Raw genomic sequence first — 15,386 nt, forward strand, 5'->3', positions numbered from 1 at the left:
ACTTTGCTGACATTAAGCAAAATTACAAATTTACCCTCTACTTTTGCCATACCACTAATAAAGTCAGCCCGGATCCGCGCGCCAAAACCAGGGGCAGGTTCAATTTCGCTACCGGGAATTTCCAGTACCGCTGATACGGCATCTACCATTAAACCAATATCCTGCACACCACCATCAACCTCTACCTCCACAATGACAATACAGCTGCGGCGGGTAACGTCAGATGCGTTGCGACCAAACCGGGCAGCCAAATCAACAACCGGCACCACCGCGCCGCGTAAGTTAATTACGCCGCGAATAAAAGACGGCATCATCGGCACTGTGGTCAGATTGCCATATTCAAGAATTTCTTTTATATGCAGTATACCAATCGCAAACATTTCGCCAGCCAGCTGAAACGTCAGATATTGCGCCTCTTCATCTGCGGCCTTATTGCGTTGGTCAACTGTAAGCATGCTACCCATTACAACCTCCGGTTAAAAACGTGTGAATTCATTTTCATCAGCTTTCATGGTTGTGCTGGGTTTAGAGCGGCTTGGCTTAAAAGCAGGTTGGTTTTTAGCCGGTTTTACCACGGGTATTCTGCCTGTCACCGCAGCAGAGCCTTCAATTTTGAAAAAGCTCATGGTTTGCTGCAACTGCTCGGCTTGGCTACTTAATTCCTCTGATGTCGCTGCCAGCTCCTCGCTGCTGGACGCATTTTGCTGGGTTATTTGATTAAGCTGATTCATGGCGCTATTAATCTGGCCAACTCCTGACGCCTGCTCTTCAGATGCGGCACTGATTTCTTGTACTAAATCTGAGGTTTTATTAATTGACGGCACCATCGCATCCAGCAATCGCCCCGCTTTTTCAGCCAGCTCAACACTGCTTGAAGACAGTTCGCCAATTTCCCGCGCGGCGACCTGACTGCGTTCAGCTAATTTTCGTACCTCGGCAGCTACCACTGCAAAACCTTTGCCATGCTCGCCCGCTCTGGCCGCTTCTATAGCCGCATTTAATGCCAATAAATTAGTCTGATAGGCAATATCATCAATAATACCTATCCGCTGGGCGATTTGCTTCATCGCGGCCACGGTCTGCTGTACCGACTCGCCACCTTCAGTGGCCTCATTAGCGGCTTTGCTGGCCATACCATCGGTGACTTTGGCATTTTCGGTATTCTGATTAATACTGGCGCTCATTTGCTCGATAGAAGCACTGGTTTCTTCCACGCTGGCAGCTTGCTCGCTGGTTGCCTGACTCATTGACTGGGCGGTAGCGCTCACTTCTTCTGAGGCGCTGGCCAGATTATCGGCAGAGTTACGCACATCAGAAATAATCTGGCTTAACTTGGCCACCATATTTTGCATGGCTAACATCAATGTTCCGGTTTCGTCTTTTGAGCTTACCTCAATTTCAGCAGTCAAATCGCCATCAGCCAGCTGACCAGCCACTTGTGCTGCGCTAATCAATGGTCGGGAAATAATGCGGGCAATAAACATCGCTAACGCCAGACCAATCAGCAATGACGCAATTAATACAATAACAATTGCCAGCCTTGCTTCATCATATAGCTCTTCCGCTTTATTATTGGCCTCATTGGCACCTTTATCATTAAACTCAACCATCTGCTGAATGTTGTCGGAGACCTGATCAAATACCTGCTTAGACTCTCCGGCCAAAAGGTCTCTGGCCTGCTCCATCAGGTTTTGGCGGGAAATATCAAGCAAGCGGGTACTGACCCCCTGATACTTTGCCCAACTCTCTATAAAGGTGTCGTATAGTCGACGCTCATCATCATTTGCTATCAGCTTTTCGTATGTTTGCCGATGCTCTTGCAGCGTTTTAACCATTGTGTCGGCTTGCTGTTCGAGTGTTGCTCTGTCGGCATTGGTTTCTGCTAACAAATGCCGCATTTCGCGCAACCGATACTGTGAAATATAAAAGCGCATGGCTTGGGCGGCCCGCATCGACGGCATAAAGTTTGTTGCCATATCGGTCGACGCTTTATTCACCTGCGCCAACTGGGTAATGGCAAAACCACCAATAAAAGCCGTCAGCGCCAGCACCACCAAAAAAGAGCTGATTAATTTTGTGGCAATTTTCAAATCATAAAACCATTTCATGTTAAATCCCTTCTTTTTTCACAGTGCCAAATTAATGTCGAAGAATTGGTAAAGGTTTCACGTCAAGCCGTGCTTGTGGATGATTTTGAATTTGTGATTGAGAGCCGGTCAGCTGATGAATTAACGCAGGTACATCCAGGATCAGGGCTACCTCGCCACTGCCCAGTATGGTCGAACCACTAATGCTATGTAATTTGCTGAATAATTTGCCTAATGGCTTAATAACAGTTTGAAATTCGCCCTGCAGCTCATCCACTACCAGCCCGGCTTTTTGCGTCGCAGTTTTCACAACAACCACATTTTGGCGCCGGCCAGCGCTGCCGCCGGCAGAGAAATATTCCCGCAAAAATATCAGAGGCAGCACCTCTCCGCGCAAATTAATATACTGGCTTATTTCGCTGCTACGCTGCTCTTTATCAGGCAACTCAATACATTCCTGCACCATATCCAGCGGCACCACATAACTGGCCTGGCTAACCCCAATCAGAAAACCGTCGATAATGGCTAGCGTTAACGGCAAACGAATGCTGACGGTCGTACCTTGCCCCGGCTCACTTTGTAAATCTACCGTACCTCTGAGCGCAGTAATATTACGTTTCACCACATCCATGCCCACACCGCGGCCAGACAAATTAGTGACCGTATCAGCGGTAGAAAAACCGGGTTCGAAAATAAGATTATTAATTTCCTGCTTCGACAGCTGCGCATCGGTTGATACTAAGCCTCGCTCTATGGCTTTTTGCAAAATACGATCACGATTTAAACCCGCACCATCATCGGTTATCTCGATCACAATTGAGCCGGAATCATGAAATGCATTTAACCGAAGTACACCGGTACCAGACTTGCCAGCAGCCGCTCTAATTGCTGGCGCTTCAATACCATGATCCATCGCATTGCGTAACAGGTGCATCAGCGGATCACCGATCTTTTCAATTACCGTTTTGTCCAACTCGGTATCGGCACCACTGATTTTAAGCTCAATACTTTTACCTAATTCGTTGCTAACATCTCTTACCACACGCTGAAAACGGTTAAACGTATCCCCGATTGGAACCATTCTAAGCCGTAATGCACCATCACGAATGGCTTCAACTAACGCCGACACGGTCGATGCGGCCTCCTGAAGTGCTTCATCTTTGCTGGCGTTGGCTAATAAACCAGCTCCGGCGCCGGCAATCACCAGCTCCCCCACCAAAGTAATTAGTTCGTCCAGTTTTTCAGCATCTACCCTGACAAAACGACTTTCTTTGCTTTTGCTATCCTTAATCTGGTTTTGCTTATCCAATGCAGCCTGCACTAATTCGGGTTCTATCGCACGTTGCTCTACCAGTATCTCGCCTATCGGAGCTGCGACAGAGGCTAAAGGTGCATTCTCTTGCAGCTGCAATGCGCTATCCAGTTCTTGCTGAGTTATAGCGCCACTTGCTACCAGTAACTCACCAAGCAAACTCGTCTCCTCTGGCAAACTTTTTATCATGTCGATAAATTGTTCTGTTTTACTGTGTGGCGGTAAAATATGTAATTGGCAATCATCCCGGACAAATTCGAAGGTTTCAGCAATCGTTGCTTTGCTCGCGTCGGACTGGTAGTCAATTTCAAATCCGAGATAACAAGACTCAGGATCCAACTGTGTCAGTTCCGGCATGCCATCGAACAGAGTAGTAATGCGCTTAATGCTGCCAAGATTATTGAGGTAACGCAGAAAAGCTAGTGGGTCCATGCCATTCCGAAACACTTCAGGCCCAAACCGCACTGATATATGCCATAAATCAAAGTGACCGGGGTTTTCATCAGCCATTTTATCAATGCTTTGGTTAGCTACGGTTGCCAGCGGTGTGCTGCGATATAACTGTAAACGCTGACGCAACGCGGTTTCCCGGACCTTCGCATTTGCATCAGGCTCGTTGCTCTGCACCGCAACCACCTCAACCAGATATTGAAGATGATCAAAGCACTCTAATAACAACGCAACCAGATCACGACTGACTGCGATTTCGCCGGCACGTAATCTATCCAGCACATCTTCAACCACATGGGCAAAACTAACAATCAGATCCAACCCGAATAAACCAGCCGATCCTTTAACAGTATGCGCTGCCCGAAATATTGCACCAAGAGTGTCAGTATCTTCGGGGTTGTTTTCTAACTGCAACAACAACGACTCCATGTCCTGCAAAAGTTCATTGGCCTCTGCAATAAAAGTTTGTAATGCCTGGTCCATGTTCATAGCCGGCTCCTGCTGTAATTAGCCATGTCGTCTATCCGGAATAATCAACGGATCGCCAAAAAACGCGGCCATATTGCATAAATCTAATGCCTCAAGTACTGCTGGGCTATGGTTATTAAGGTGCAACGAATGACGATAGTCAGCAGCCTCCCGCTTGGCGGCAATCAGCAGTTGCAAACCGGCACCGTCTATTTCACTGACGGCTGACAAATCAAGCGTTATATCGTTATGCTGCTGGATAAGCCTGCAAAGCTGAGGTTTAAGTTCCGCTACAGTATAAATACTCAGTTCCCCTTCGATAACCAACAGAGGTGTAAACCCCGAGGCGTCAAATTTGATCGTCATAGGTATCTTCCTGTCATTGCAACTTTAAATTATGGCAATACCAGCTTCGATACCGCTGCCAGCATTTGCGCCGGTTGAAATGGTTTTACCACCCAGGCTTTAGCTCCAGCAGCCTGACCTTCCATCTTTTTAGCTTCCTGAGACTCTGTGGTGAGCATAATAATGGGCGTAAACTTGTATGCCGGTAGTTTCTTAACCTCTTTGACAAAAGTAATCCCATCCATATTCGGCATATTGACGTCGCTAATCATCAGGTGCACTTTCTGCCCGGAAAGCTTAGCCAGAGCATCTTTGCCATCACACGCCTCAATGACATCATAGCCGGCGCTTTTTAGTGCCATACTGACCACTTGCCGAACACTACTTGAATCGTCAACCACCAATATCGTTTTTGCCATGCAGCTGCCTCCTAAAAGAAAGTAATTTCATGCTCTTTCGCCACTCCAGCCTTGCCATAGTGGCTACTTCGCTGCTCATCGGTGGCGTAGGTAAGCTCCATCTGTTTTAGCCAAGAGTCTGCGTCTAGCTGCTCACGCAGTTCAGGCTGCTGTTTGCATTGCTCTAGTTGTTGGTGCAGTGCATTTATATTGTCACGGACATGGGACACAATCTGGCTGACCCTATCCTGAAACTGCAACGCCACCAAAACGTCAGAAATTTCTTCCCGTATTTCATTACTTTCTTGCTTTAATTGTTCGGTTGATTCAGCCATATGCCGGGTAACACTCTCAAAGCGATCGAGTACCTGTTGAATACTCGACTCTGACTCTGCAACCGCCTGCTTATCCGTGTCAGCTGCGCTGCCAGCGACTTTCACCACTTTGGTAATAGCCGTATTAATAATATCAACGGTAGAAGACATTTTCTGGCCGGTTTCGCTTGATAAGCTGGATAGGGTTCGCACGGCATCGGCCACTACAGCAAAACCTCGGCCAGACTCACCGGCACGTGCCGCCTCTATTGCCGCATTTAGTGCCAGTAAATTAGTTTGCTGGGCAATTGCAGCCACTTCTGTTGCCATCGCACGTAGCTGGTCGGTATAGCCGGTCAGGCTGGTAACCTGCGCCAGCATCTCATCTCTGCTGCGTTGTGTTGATTTCAGTGAATTAATGACCCGGGTGAGTTCAGCCTGGCTGTAAGACATCGCCTGAATAGCTTCGCTTTTGCCGCCTGTTTTTTTTGCATCTGCCGTGGGTTCAGACGCCGCAATGGCATTTTCGAGTTTGGTGTACAGTCCCGAGAAACGCGTACTAAGCTCAACAATGGCGTCTTCGGTCTGACTGCGGGAGCTTTCAATCTGGGTAGTCCAGATTGGCATCGCCTTTATAAAAAGCTGCTGCAAATTGCTATCATACAGGTTCTGATGCGCCTGCTCGGCTTGGCTCTGTGCCACTAACTCTGCCTTGTTGGCAGCTTCAGCTTCCAGCTTGCGCTGATCACGGTTTACCCAAAATGAAGTAGCAAAACCACTAATCAGTAACGCACCTGTTGCCAACACAGATAGAAGCGAAATACCGGCGAATCCAAGCAGCAGCAATCCAGAAAAAACTGTTTGTGCTAACACTGGCCAGCAAAAGAGAGACTTGTCCAACTGGTTTTTCTCAAGACCAATATTGTTGTCGTGCATGAGCAGGATCCTTCCTTAATGGTTAAGAGCAGTATCCAGATAGAGATAACAAGTTTAGCTGGCGACAAAGCAAAGCTGAAAATCTAAGTTGACTACATTTTCAAGCAGAATGAACAAAATACGTTGCCATATTGTTGATTTAGTCTGGTCAACAACATTTGATCCGTCAAGGTAACAGGGAAAAAACACCGCATAAATACAGTAGATAACATGCAACCAAGCAATAACTGCAAGTTAAAAAATGCGAGTAGCTAGTTCATGTACGGAAATCTTTAACCTATTAGGTGCTAAATATTAGTTATATCTCCAATTTGTTAAGCGCACATGGTTTGCCGAAAAGATAGCCCTGATAAGCGTAACACCCCATAGTATTTAATTGCGCACGCTGCGCTTCGGTCTCAACACCCTCAGCAATAACATCTAAATTCATTGAGTAGGCTAATGTGACAACGGCCTGAGCAATAGCACGCTCATTTGTGCTTTTTATGACATCAAGGACAAAACTTTGATCTATTTTAAGTTGATTAATTGGCAACCGTTTGAGGTGCGACAGAGAGGAATAACAGGTACCAAAATCATCAATCGAAAATGTGACCCCTGCTGTTGAAATTCTTCCATTTTAGCTTTCACATCGAGTACATTGCTTGCCAATAGCGACTCAGTTAATTCTAACTTTAAGTATTTCGGGTTTGCGCCTGTCATCTGAAGCGTGTTTAACACAACTTGCACAAAATCTTTCTTACTAAATTGCACCACACTTATATTAACAGTAACAGTCAGGTCTGCTTTGGCGGGGTTGGCCGCCCAAAGAGCCAAAGTTTTGCATGCTTCTTTTAATACCCAGTTACCCATCGTTACGATAAGGCCGGTTTCTTCTACAATGGGAATAAAGTGGGCTGGTGAAACAATTACATTATTATATAACGTGTTTTAGTTGCAAATGCATGTTGTTCATTAGCAACAACGCTAGCCCCTGCGCCTGCTCGCCATCACTTGCCATTGGTTAGCTACTTATAAAGATAGGGGCTCAAAAAGCCCCTATTTACTCGCTATCTTTACTTATAATCTACAAAATTAGAATAAATTTGAATCACTCAACCGTTACACTCTTGGCCAAATTACGCGGCTGGTCAACGTCGGTGCCTTTGATAATGGCGACGTAATAGCTGAGTAACTGCAGCGGTATGGTGTAAATAATTGGTGCGATCAGCGGGTGGACGTGTGGCACGTTCACTACGCGCTGGGTGGCGTCAGATTTAAAGTGGGCATCGATATCGGCAAAGACATACAAAATACCGCCGCGAGCCCGCACTTCTTCCACGTTAGACTGCAGCTTTTCCAGCAGCTCGTTATTCGGGGCGACTACAATAATCGGCATGTCGGCGTCAATCAGCGCTAATGGACCGTGTTTTAACTCGCCAGCGGCATAAGCTTCAGCATGGATATAGGAAATTTCCTTCAGTTTTAACGCCCCTTCCATCGCGATCGGGTACTGATCACCGCGGCCTAAAAATAAGGAGTGGTGCTTGTCGGCAAACTCTTCTGCCAGGTTTTCAATGTTACCGGCCAGCTGCAGGGTTTCTTCCAGCTTAGCCGGCAGTGATTTCAGTGCGGCTACCATGTCTTTTTGGGCTGCTGCCGTTAAACCATTGTATTTACCAATAGCCAGGGTCAGCATCGCCAGGCCAACCAACTGGGTGGTAAAGGCTTTGGTAGAGGCAACACCAATTTCAGCGCCAGCGCGGGTCATAAAGGCTAAATCTGATTCACGCACCAGAGATGAGCCCGCCACGTTACAAATGGTTAAACTGCCAATATAGCCGGCTTCTTTAGCTAAGCGCAGTGCCGCCAGGGTATCGGCCGTTTCACCCGATTGCGAAATACTGACCAGCAGGCTGTTTGGCTGCACAAACGATTTGCGATAGCGAAACTCTGAGGCTATTTCCACATTACAGGAAATACCGCCTAAAGACTCTAGCCAGTAGCGCGCCACCATACCCGAGTGATAGCTGGTACCACAGGCCACTATTTGCACATGCTTCACTTTTTTAAACAGCTCGGCCGCGCCATTACCGAAAGTTTCATCCAGCACAGACTCACTGCTCAACCTACCTTCCAGCGTATTGTTGATAGCATGCGGCTGCTCGTAAATTTCTTTTAACATAAAGTGGCGGTACTGGCCTTTGTCGCCGGCGTCGTAGCTGACGGTAGACTCATGCACTTCGCGCTCCACTGCCTTACCGTCTTTATCAAAAATGCTGACGCTGTGGCGGGTAATTTCGGCTACATCGCCTTCTTCTAAAAAGATAAAGCGGCGGGTAACCGGCAACAATGCCAGTTGATCAGAGGCAATAAAGTTTTCACCAATGCCCAAACCAATAACCAGCGGGCTGCCAGAACGCGCCACGACAACCCGGCTGCTGTCGGTTTTATCCAGCAACACAGTGCCATAGGCGCCATGCAGCTGTTTTACAGATTTTTGTACCGCGGCCAGTAATGAGCTGGTACTTTTCAGCTCTTCTTCTACCAGGTGAGCAATAACTTCAGTGTCGGTGTCAGAAGTAAACACATAACCCTTGGCTTTTAGCGCGTCACGTAGTGGGTTATGGTTTTCAATAATGCCGTTATGCACCACGATAATATTGCTGGACACGTGCGGGTGGGCGTTACGCTCGCTCGGCTCGCCATGGGTGGCCCAGCGGGTGTGGGCAATACCGGTGCCGCCTGCCGTTGGCGTTGATGCAACCGCATCGGCCAGCTCTTTGACTTTTCCAAGCCGGCGTAGACGGGTTAGCTCACCAGCGTCATTTACCACAGCAACACCGGCCGAGTCATAACCACGGTATTCCAGGCGGCGCAGGCCTTCAACCAGAATATCTACCACATCACGTTGCGCCACTGCGCCCACTATTCCACACATAATTTTTCTCCAAAATAATCAATTAATTCGTTGCAGGCAAAGCAAAGCCTTAGGCGTGAACCCGAATCACCTTTACACCTTGTTCGCTGATCTGTGCGGCGGCGGCATCACTTAAGCCATCGTCGCTAACCAAAACTTTTACCATGCCCCACGGTAACTCCAGATTATGAATTTTCCGGCCAAGCTTGTCCGATTCCAGCATTACAATCACTTCGCGGGCGCATTCGGCCATCACCCGGCTTAAACTGTATAATTCATTGTAAGTGGTGGTGCCGCGGCTCAGATCGATACCATCGGCACCAATAAATAACTGATCGAAATCATAAGCCCGTAACACCTGCTCTGCCAGTTGGCCCTGAAAGGCCTCGGATTGCGGATCCCAGGTTCCACCAGTCATCAGTAGCGTAGGCTCATTCTCGAGCTCACGCAGGGCATTGGCAATTCCCAACGAATTGGTCATAACAACCAGACCTTGTTTGGTCGCCAGCTCTGGCAATAAGGCAGCTGTTGTGCGGCCGCTGTCGATAATGATTCGATAGTGGTCTTTAATCAGGCTGGCCGCCGCTTTGGCAATCGCCAGCTTTCGCTTTGAAACTTTCTCGAAACTAGAATCAGCAATAAAGTCTTGCGGTACTGGCACCGCGCCGCCGTAGCGTCGCAACAGCAATCCTGCTTGCTCCAGCACGGTTAAATCTTTACGAATGGTAACTTCTGACGTTTGAAAGCGCTCTGCAAGTTGCTCTACAGACAATTCGCCTTGTTGCTGCAACTGACTGACAATAAGATGGCGCCGCTGCTGCGTATTACGTTTATTCATCGGCTTTTTTGTCAGCTCTTTCGGTTAAGTTTCGAATCGAAAGATATTTTAGAGATCTGGTAGCAGATTGCAAGCGAGTGCTGCAAATAGCAACAAAAAAACTGCAACACCACGATAAATCTTAATGATAATTGTTTGCATTTAAATAAAGCTTGGTTTATAGTCTTCTTCGTCATGGACTGACACAGACTGGCCCAGGATAGGCCGTCTCTGGTCGTTGATTTACTTGTCTTGCACTTTCGGGGTAGCTGACGCTACCCCCTTTTTTTATGTATTCAGTGCAGATTTTTTTTGCCTTAGCTTGTTAACGGCCAGGGCTAAACGCCAATTTGCCATCTTGTACTGCCATATTTACCGGCACGGCAGTAAGCAATTTAACCGTAGGGTTGGTTTGATCCAGCCGGTAAACCGGGTTTGACGCCAGATAGCCATTAACCAGCTGTAGCAGTTCATTGCTTACCGGTGCTAAATTGCCGCGATAACCGGCGGCTTCAATACTGGAATCCAGTAGCTTTACCGAGCGGATAAAAATCGCTTTTTCCGTCGCGTCATAATAAGGCGCCCCTTCTATCTGTAACTGCAAACTCGCTGGGTAACTTAAGCCAAACAAAGATAAAACAGCTGACGCATCGGTATTAATTCTCACCAAATCACTGTTATCAGGGCCAATGTCTACCTGCATGTTATCTACCGCCATTTTCAGCGGAATACCCGCCACATTGGCTTGGCGCGTCAGTTTTGGTAGTTGCGAGCTTAACATTTGCTCTAAATCTGCCTCACTGACATTGTAAGTCGATAACGAGCCCAGCTGCGCACAACCTGCCACAAGCAACAGCATCATAAAACCAATAACTTGGCGCATAAATTTTCCTTTAACAACATTTAACTGAGTAAAACTGTAACCGCTGTAGCTTAGTATAACCTGAATAAGATGTTATTAAACGCCTGGTGAAGGACGCTAAAACTGCATTAATAAATGCTTCACGTGAAACATAAGTAGTTGCCGCTAATTAAACTTTAAAAGTATCTGCCAGCAGCAAAACGTAAAGTAACGGCGTTTAAGGATAAATACTGTATGTTATTAGCTTGATTAAACATCTAAAGCAGTTATGCTGAATTTAGGTCATTGTTAATTTTTATTAGATGGAACTGATGCTTGGTGCAAAACTGTTTGGTGATACATTACTGTCCTTTAAAGCCAAAACTGCTTTGCTGCTACTGATATTATCATTTTTTACTTTTAGCCCATTACTGTTCAACCTGCATCTCCCCGCTATTAGCCATCAAGCCTATATTCCAATACATACTTTGTTTGAGGTGTTTGCTGTTGTGATTGCAGCAATGATTTTTGCCATTATTCACCAGCAAGCAAATATAAAAATGACCTGGCGTGGCGTGGTTATCGCCTGTGCCTTCTTCGCCATTTTCTGGCTGGATCTGGCCCATTTACTTTCATTTCCGGGCATGCCTGATTACTTCACGGCAAATACTACCCAAAAAACCATTAGTTTTTGGCTCGCTGCGCGCTTTATCGCGGCTCTGGCACTGTGTTTTGCGGTACTTCCTATTGCAGATAACAATACTGGTTTTCGTCAATATTACCTGATTTTATTCACCGCCATTGTTAGCGTGTTGGTGTGCCACCTGTGGTTTATTGTTTACCCAGAGTTAGTGCCGGTGTTTTATACGCCAAGTGACGGCCTGACAACTGCTAAAATTGCTGTCGAATATGCTGTAATGCTAATTGGCGTAATCACAGTGTTTTTTTTACTGTACTTTCGGCAAGCTGAACGCCCATTTCATGCACCGGCTTTGTTAGCCGCGGTTATCAGCATGATATTCAGCGAGTTTTATTTCACGTTATACAGTGAGTTCAGCGACAGCTATAACATAATAGGTCACATTCTTAAGCTGTTATCCATGTTATTTCTATATCGCGCTTTAGTGCATGAAACATTGGCAGAACCTTATGCCAGGTTACAACAGTCAGAATCCGACCTTGCTGGAACACTAGCAGCAGTGCCAGATATATTATTTGATGTCGATTTGACCGGCCGTTTTCACCATGTTTATTACCAACCTGAAAGTAAGCTGTACCTGGCTCCAGAGCACTTTATCGGCTTACAAGCACAGCAAGTATTACCTGAGCATGTTACCCGGGCCACGATGACCGCGATTGCCCAAGCAAATAGTCGTAAGGGTTGCTCGGATGCGCATCAGTATGCACTGACCATTGGCGAAGATACGGAGCCTAGCTGGTTTCAGGTGATTGCCGCGCTAAAGCCAGGCACGAAGGAGAGTGTTGCCCGCTTTGTGTTAGCGGTGCGTGATATCACTGAACAGAAAAAAGCTCAGGCTACTGAGCAAATTAACGCTCTGGCGTTTCATACCCGCGAAGCGATTATGATTACTGATTCTGAAAAACGCATTATTAGAGTTAACCCGGCTTTTACCGATATCACCGGCTATCAGGAAAGCGAAGTCGTTGGGAAAACACCTACCGTATTCAGTTCTGGCTTACACGATGCCAGCTTTTACAACCACCTATGGCAAATGCTCCATAAAAATGATGTCTGGAGTGGAGAGATATATAATAGGCGAAAAAACGGTGAAGTGTATCCAGAGCAGATAATAATAAACACCCTGAAAGATAGCAACGGAGCAGTTTCGCACTATATTGGCAGTTTTAACGATATCAGCAAAGCTAAAGAGGATCAGCAACGTATTCATAAACTGGCGTTTTATGACCCGTTAACGCATTTACCTAACCGACGGCTGTTACTGGAAAAAATTAGCGATGCCCAAACAGAGTGCAGACGCAATAACGAATATGCTGCGTTGCTGTTTATTGATCTCGACCATTTTAAACGACTTAATGACAGCTTTGGTCACTCTTACGGTGACGATTTGCTCTGCCAATTAGCTGAGCGACTGCAGTTTAGCATCAGAGCTTCCGATATCTTGGCGCGCCCCGGAGGCGATGAATTTATTTTATTAGCAAAACTACAAACGAATCAGCAAAACAATGCTGCATCGGATGCTGAAATTATCGGAAGTAAACTACTAGAAGAAATTCGCCAGCCCTTCGTATTAAAAGGCCTTAACTATAATATTACTGCCAGCATTGGCATTGCCTTGTTTAACGACAATAGTAAAGAAATTGACGAATTAATGTCATCAGCTGATCTAGCCATGTATCACTCGAAAGAGAGTGGTCGCAATCAGTTGTACTTTTTTGAACCGCAAATGCAGCAAGACCTCAGGCAACGCCAACTATTAGAACAAGAACTTAAAGTTGCACTAGATCAGCAACAGTTTGCACTTTATTACCAGCCCAAAGTAAACACTTCAGGCGAATTATCGGGATACGAAGCTTTAATTCGCTGGCAGCATCCCGATCGTGGTCTGGTATCACCTGATGTGTTTATTCCACTGGCAGAAAGCTCTGGTTTAATTATAGAAATAGGGAACTGGGTATTGCAAACCGCCTGCAACCAGATAAAGCAAAACTGTATACAAAATAGGCCGGTGCCTATCGCTGTTAATGTGAGTCAACGTCAGCTGGTACAAAAAGATTTTGTCGCTAATGTTGAGTCCATTATCATTCAGGTTGGTATTCCCGGGCATTTGCTGGAGCTGGAACTGACAGAAAGCATGCTGCATGACGATTTGGAAATGACTAAAAACAAACTCATTTCACTTAGTCAGTTGGGTGTAATTTTTTCGCTGGATGATTTTGGTACAGGCTATTCTTCATTAACCTATTTAAAAAACCTGCCTATTAACATTCTAAAAATAGACCAATCATTTGTTCGGGAATTCCTTACCCAAGATACTGATTTTGCGATAGTAAGGACGATTATTGCTATGGCTGAAGCACTTAATTTAACGGTAATAGCTGAGGGTGTTGAGCAACAAGCACAGTATGAGGCGTTGCTTGCTATGGGCTGTAATCTGTTTCAAGGGTATTTATTTGGCAAACCAGCACCTATGCTGACATGCTCTGAAATTACGGATACCAAGCCAGAACTTTAACCTGATTGCCATCTGCAGACGGGTCGCCAACACTTATGTTATGCTCTGGCCGGTAAATCCAGATCCAGATAACAACTAATAATAAACGAGAATCCACTATGCAACTGATCCTGAAACTGATAGCCGGTATTGTGCTGGGTATGCTGCTCGGCTTGTATGCCCCACACTGGCTTACCCAAATTCTAATTACCTTTAAAGCGCTGTTTGGCCAGTTATTGTTTTTTACCATTCCACTGCTGATTTTGTTTTTTATCACCAGCGGTATTGCTGCCTTACCGCAAAAATCTGGCAAGTTACTCGGGCGTACCTTGGGCATTGCCTATTTATCGACTATTACAGCCGGTACCCTGGCGTTTTTAGTTGCCGCCATAGTAGTACCAATGCTGGCACCGACTGGCGGCGCAACATCCTCTGGCGTAGTGGCCAATTTAATGCCTTATATTGAAATGAATATTCCGCCGGTATTTGGCATTATGACCGCGCTGACACTGGCCTTTATTTTTGGTTTGGGTATTGCCGCCACTCAAGCCCAGCAGCTTAAGCAGTTGTCGGATCAAGGTCGCGATATCATCCAGCTATTATTATTAAAAGTCATCATACCGCTACTGCCCTTCTATATTGCCGGCGTATTTGCTCAGTTGGCGGCCGCCGGCACAGTGTTTAATACCTTACAAACCTTTGGTGTCGTGTTAGTTCTGGCGCTGCTGCTGCACTGGGTTTGGATCCTGGTGTTGTATAGTATTGCCGGTATTAAAGCAGGTAAATCGCCGCTGCTGCTGATTAAAAATATGCTGCCTGCTTACTTTACTGCACTGGGCACGATGTCAAGTGCGGCCACTATTCCGGTTTCATTGCAGGCCACTAAAGCCAATGGCGTAAAACCAAATATTGCCGATTTTACCGTGCCACTGTGTGCTACCACCCATTTGGCTGGATCGACTATTACTATCGTCAGCTGTGCGGTGGCGGTAATGGTGATGCAAAATGGCCTGGAAATTCCGTCTCTGCTAACCATGCTGCCATTTATTCTGACCTTAGGCGTAGTGATGCTGGCCGCCCCGGGAGTGCCAGGTGGTGCGGTGATGTCGGCGGTTGGTCTGTTAGGCTCGATGCTTGGCTTTGGTGAAGCAGCCGTAGCGATGATGATAGCGCTGTATATGGCGCAAGACAGCTTTGGTACTGCCTGTAATGTTACCGGTGATGGCGCCATTGCCGTGCTGGTTGATAAGGCTGAATAGTTATGAAAAGGGCTGACAGGTTGCAACTCCCGTTCCGGCTCGCCACAGCAACTCGCCCTTCGCCTG

General features: G+C 46.5%; 11 protein-coding genes and 1 pseudogene. 2 read left to right on the forward strand and 10 right to left on the reverse strand.

The window, feature by feature from the left end; all coding sequences use genetic code 11:
- The 10 genes and pseudogenes from ABY802_RS12730 to ABY802_RS12775 all read right to left on the reverse strand — a co-directional run.
- On the reverse strand, window positions 1-464 hold a 464-nt coding region (locus tag ABY802_RS12730; RefSeq protein ID WP_372627517.1), incomplete at its 3' end, for a chemotaxis protein CheW.
- Between the two features lie 12 nt (window positions 465-476).
- Window positions 477-2,108 (reverse strand): methyl-accepting chemotaxis protein, encoded by a 1,632-nt coding sequence (locus ABY802_RS12735; RefSeq protein ID WP_372627518.1) that lies wholly within the window; start codon window positions 2,106-2,108, stop codon window positions 477-479.
- Between the two features lie 31 nt (window positions 2,109-2,139).
- On the reverse strand, window positions 2,140-4,338 hold the full coding sequence (locus ABY802_RS12740; protein WP_372627519.1) for a chemotaxis protein CheA: 2,199 nt from the start codon (window positions 4,336-4,338) through the stop codon (window positions 2,140-2,142).
- An 18-nt stretch (window positions 4,339-4,356) separates the two neighbouring features.
- Window positions 4,357-4,683 carry a lipid asymmetry maintenance protein MlaB gene (locus ABY802_RS12745; RefSeq protein ID WP_372627520.1) on the reverse strand — a complete coding sequence of 109 codons (327 nt, stop codon included), beginning with the start codon at window positions 4,681-4,683 and terminating at the stop codon, window positions 4,357-4,359.
- 29 nt (window positions 4,684-4,712) lie between these two features.
- The gene (locus ABY802_RS12750) at window positions 4,713-5,081 is read right to left on the reverse strand and encodes a response regulator (RefSeq protein ID WP_372627521.1); all 369 of its coding nucleotides are present in this window, start codon (window positions 5,079-5,081) and stop codon (window positions 4,713-4,715) included.
- Window positions 5,082-5,092: 11 nt separating this feature from the next.
- Window positions 5,093-6,310: a methyl-accepting chemotaxis protein gene (locus ABY802_RS12755; RefSeq protein ID WP_372627522.1), complete on the reverse strand. Its 1,218-nt coding sequence runs from the start codon at window positions 6,308-6,310 to the stop codon at window positions 5,093-5,095.
- 298 nt (window positions 6,311-6,608) lie between these two features.
- Window positions 6,609-7,219, reverse strand: a pseudogene (locus ABY802_RS12760) (EAL domain-containing protein).
- Between the two features lie 181 nt (window positions 7,220-7,400).
- Entirely contained in the window at window positions 7,401-9,230 is a 1,830-nt protein-coding gene (gene glmS, locus ABY802_RS12765) for a glutamine--fructose-6-phosphate transaminase (isomerizing) (protein ID WP_372627523.1), read from the reverse strand.
- Between the two features lie 49 nt (window positions 9,231-9,279).
- Entirely contained in the window at window positions 9,280-10,047 is a 768-nt protein-coding gene (locus ABY802_RS12770; protein ID WP_372627524.1) for a DeoR/GlpR family DNA-binding transcription regulator, read from the reverse strand.
- 304 nt (window positions 10,048-10,351) lie between these two features.
- Complete coding sequence (locus tag ABY802_RS12775) at window positions 10,352-10,909, reverse strand: DUF1439 domain-containing protein (RefSeq protein ID WP_372627525.1); 558 nt, start codon at window positions 10,907-10,909, stop codon at window positions 10,352-10,354.
- Between the two features lie 290 nt (window positions 10,910-11,199).
- On the opposite strand from ABY802_RS12775, the gene ABY802_RS12780 reads away from it, so the two are divergent.
- Both ABY802_RS12780 and ABY802_RS12785 read left to right on the forward strand, forming a co-directional pair.
- Entirely contained in the window at window positions 11,200-14,082 is a 2,883-nt protein-coding gene (locus ABY802_RS12780) for an EAL domain-containing protein (protein WP_372627526.1), read from the forward strand.
- Window positions 14,083-14,180: 98 nt separating this feature from the next.
- Window positions 14,181-15,320, forward strand: a complete 1,140-nt coding sequence (locus tag ABY802_RS12785) for a dicarboxylate/amino acid:cation symporter (protein WP_372627527.1) — start codon at window positions 14,181-14,183, stop codon at window positions 15,318-15,320.
- Window positions 15,321-15,386: the final 66 nt, after the last annotated feature.

Source organism: Arsukibacterium sp., from assembly GCF_041616895.1.
GTDB lineage: Bacteria > Pseudomonadota > Gammaproteobacteria > Enterobacterales > Alteromonadaceae > Alishewanella.

Coding starts and splice junctions, on each gene's coding strand:
- ABY802_RS12775 (WP_372627525.1), bottom strand. CDS start 10,909: ATGCGCCAAGTTATTGGTTTTATGATGCTGTTGCTTGTGGCAGGTTGT.
- ABY802_RS12785 (WP_372627527.1), top strand. CDS start 14,181: ATGCAACTGATCCTGAAACTGATAGCCGGTATTGTGCTGGGTATGCTG.
- ABY802_RS12755 (WP_372627522.1), bottom strand. CDS start 6,310: ATGCACGACAACAATATTGGTCTTGAGAAAAACCAGTTGGACAAGTCT.
- ABY802_RS12770 (WP_372627524.1), bottom strand. CDS start 10,047: ATGAATAAACGTAATACGCAGCAGCGGCGCCATCTTATTGTCAGTCAG.
- glmS (WP_372627523.1), bottom strand. CDS start 9,230: ATGTGTGGAATAGTGGGCGCAGTGGCGCAACGTGATGTGGTAGATATT.
- ABY802_RS12780 (WP_372627526.1), top strand. CDS start 11,200: ATGCTTGGTGCAAAACTGTTTGGTGATACATTACTGTCCTTTAAAGCC.
- ABY802_RS12740 (WP_372627519.1), bottom strand. CDS start 4,338: ATGAACATGGACCAGGCATTACAAACTTTTATTGCAGAGGCCAATGAA.
- ABY802_RS12745 (WP_372627520.1), bottom strand. CDS start 4,683: ATGACGATCAAATTTGACGCCTCGGGGTTTACACCTCTGTTGGTTATC.
- ABY802_RS12735 (WP_372627518.1), bottom strand. CDS start 2,108: ATGAAATGGTTTTATGATTTGAAAATTGCCACAAAATTAATCAGCTCT.
- ABY802_RS12750 (WP_372627521.1), bottom strand. CDS start 5,081: ATGGCAAAAACGATATTGGTGGTTGACGATTCAAGTAGTGTTCGGCAA.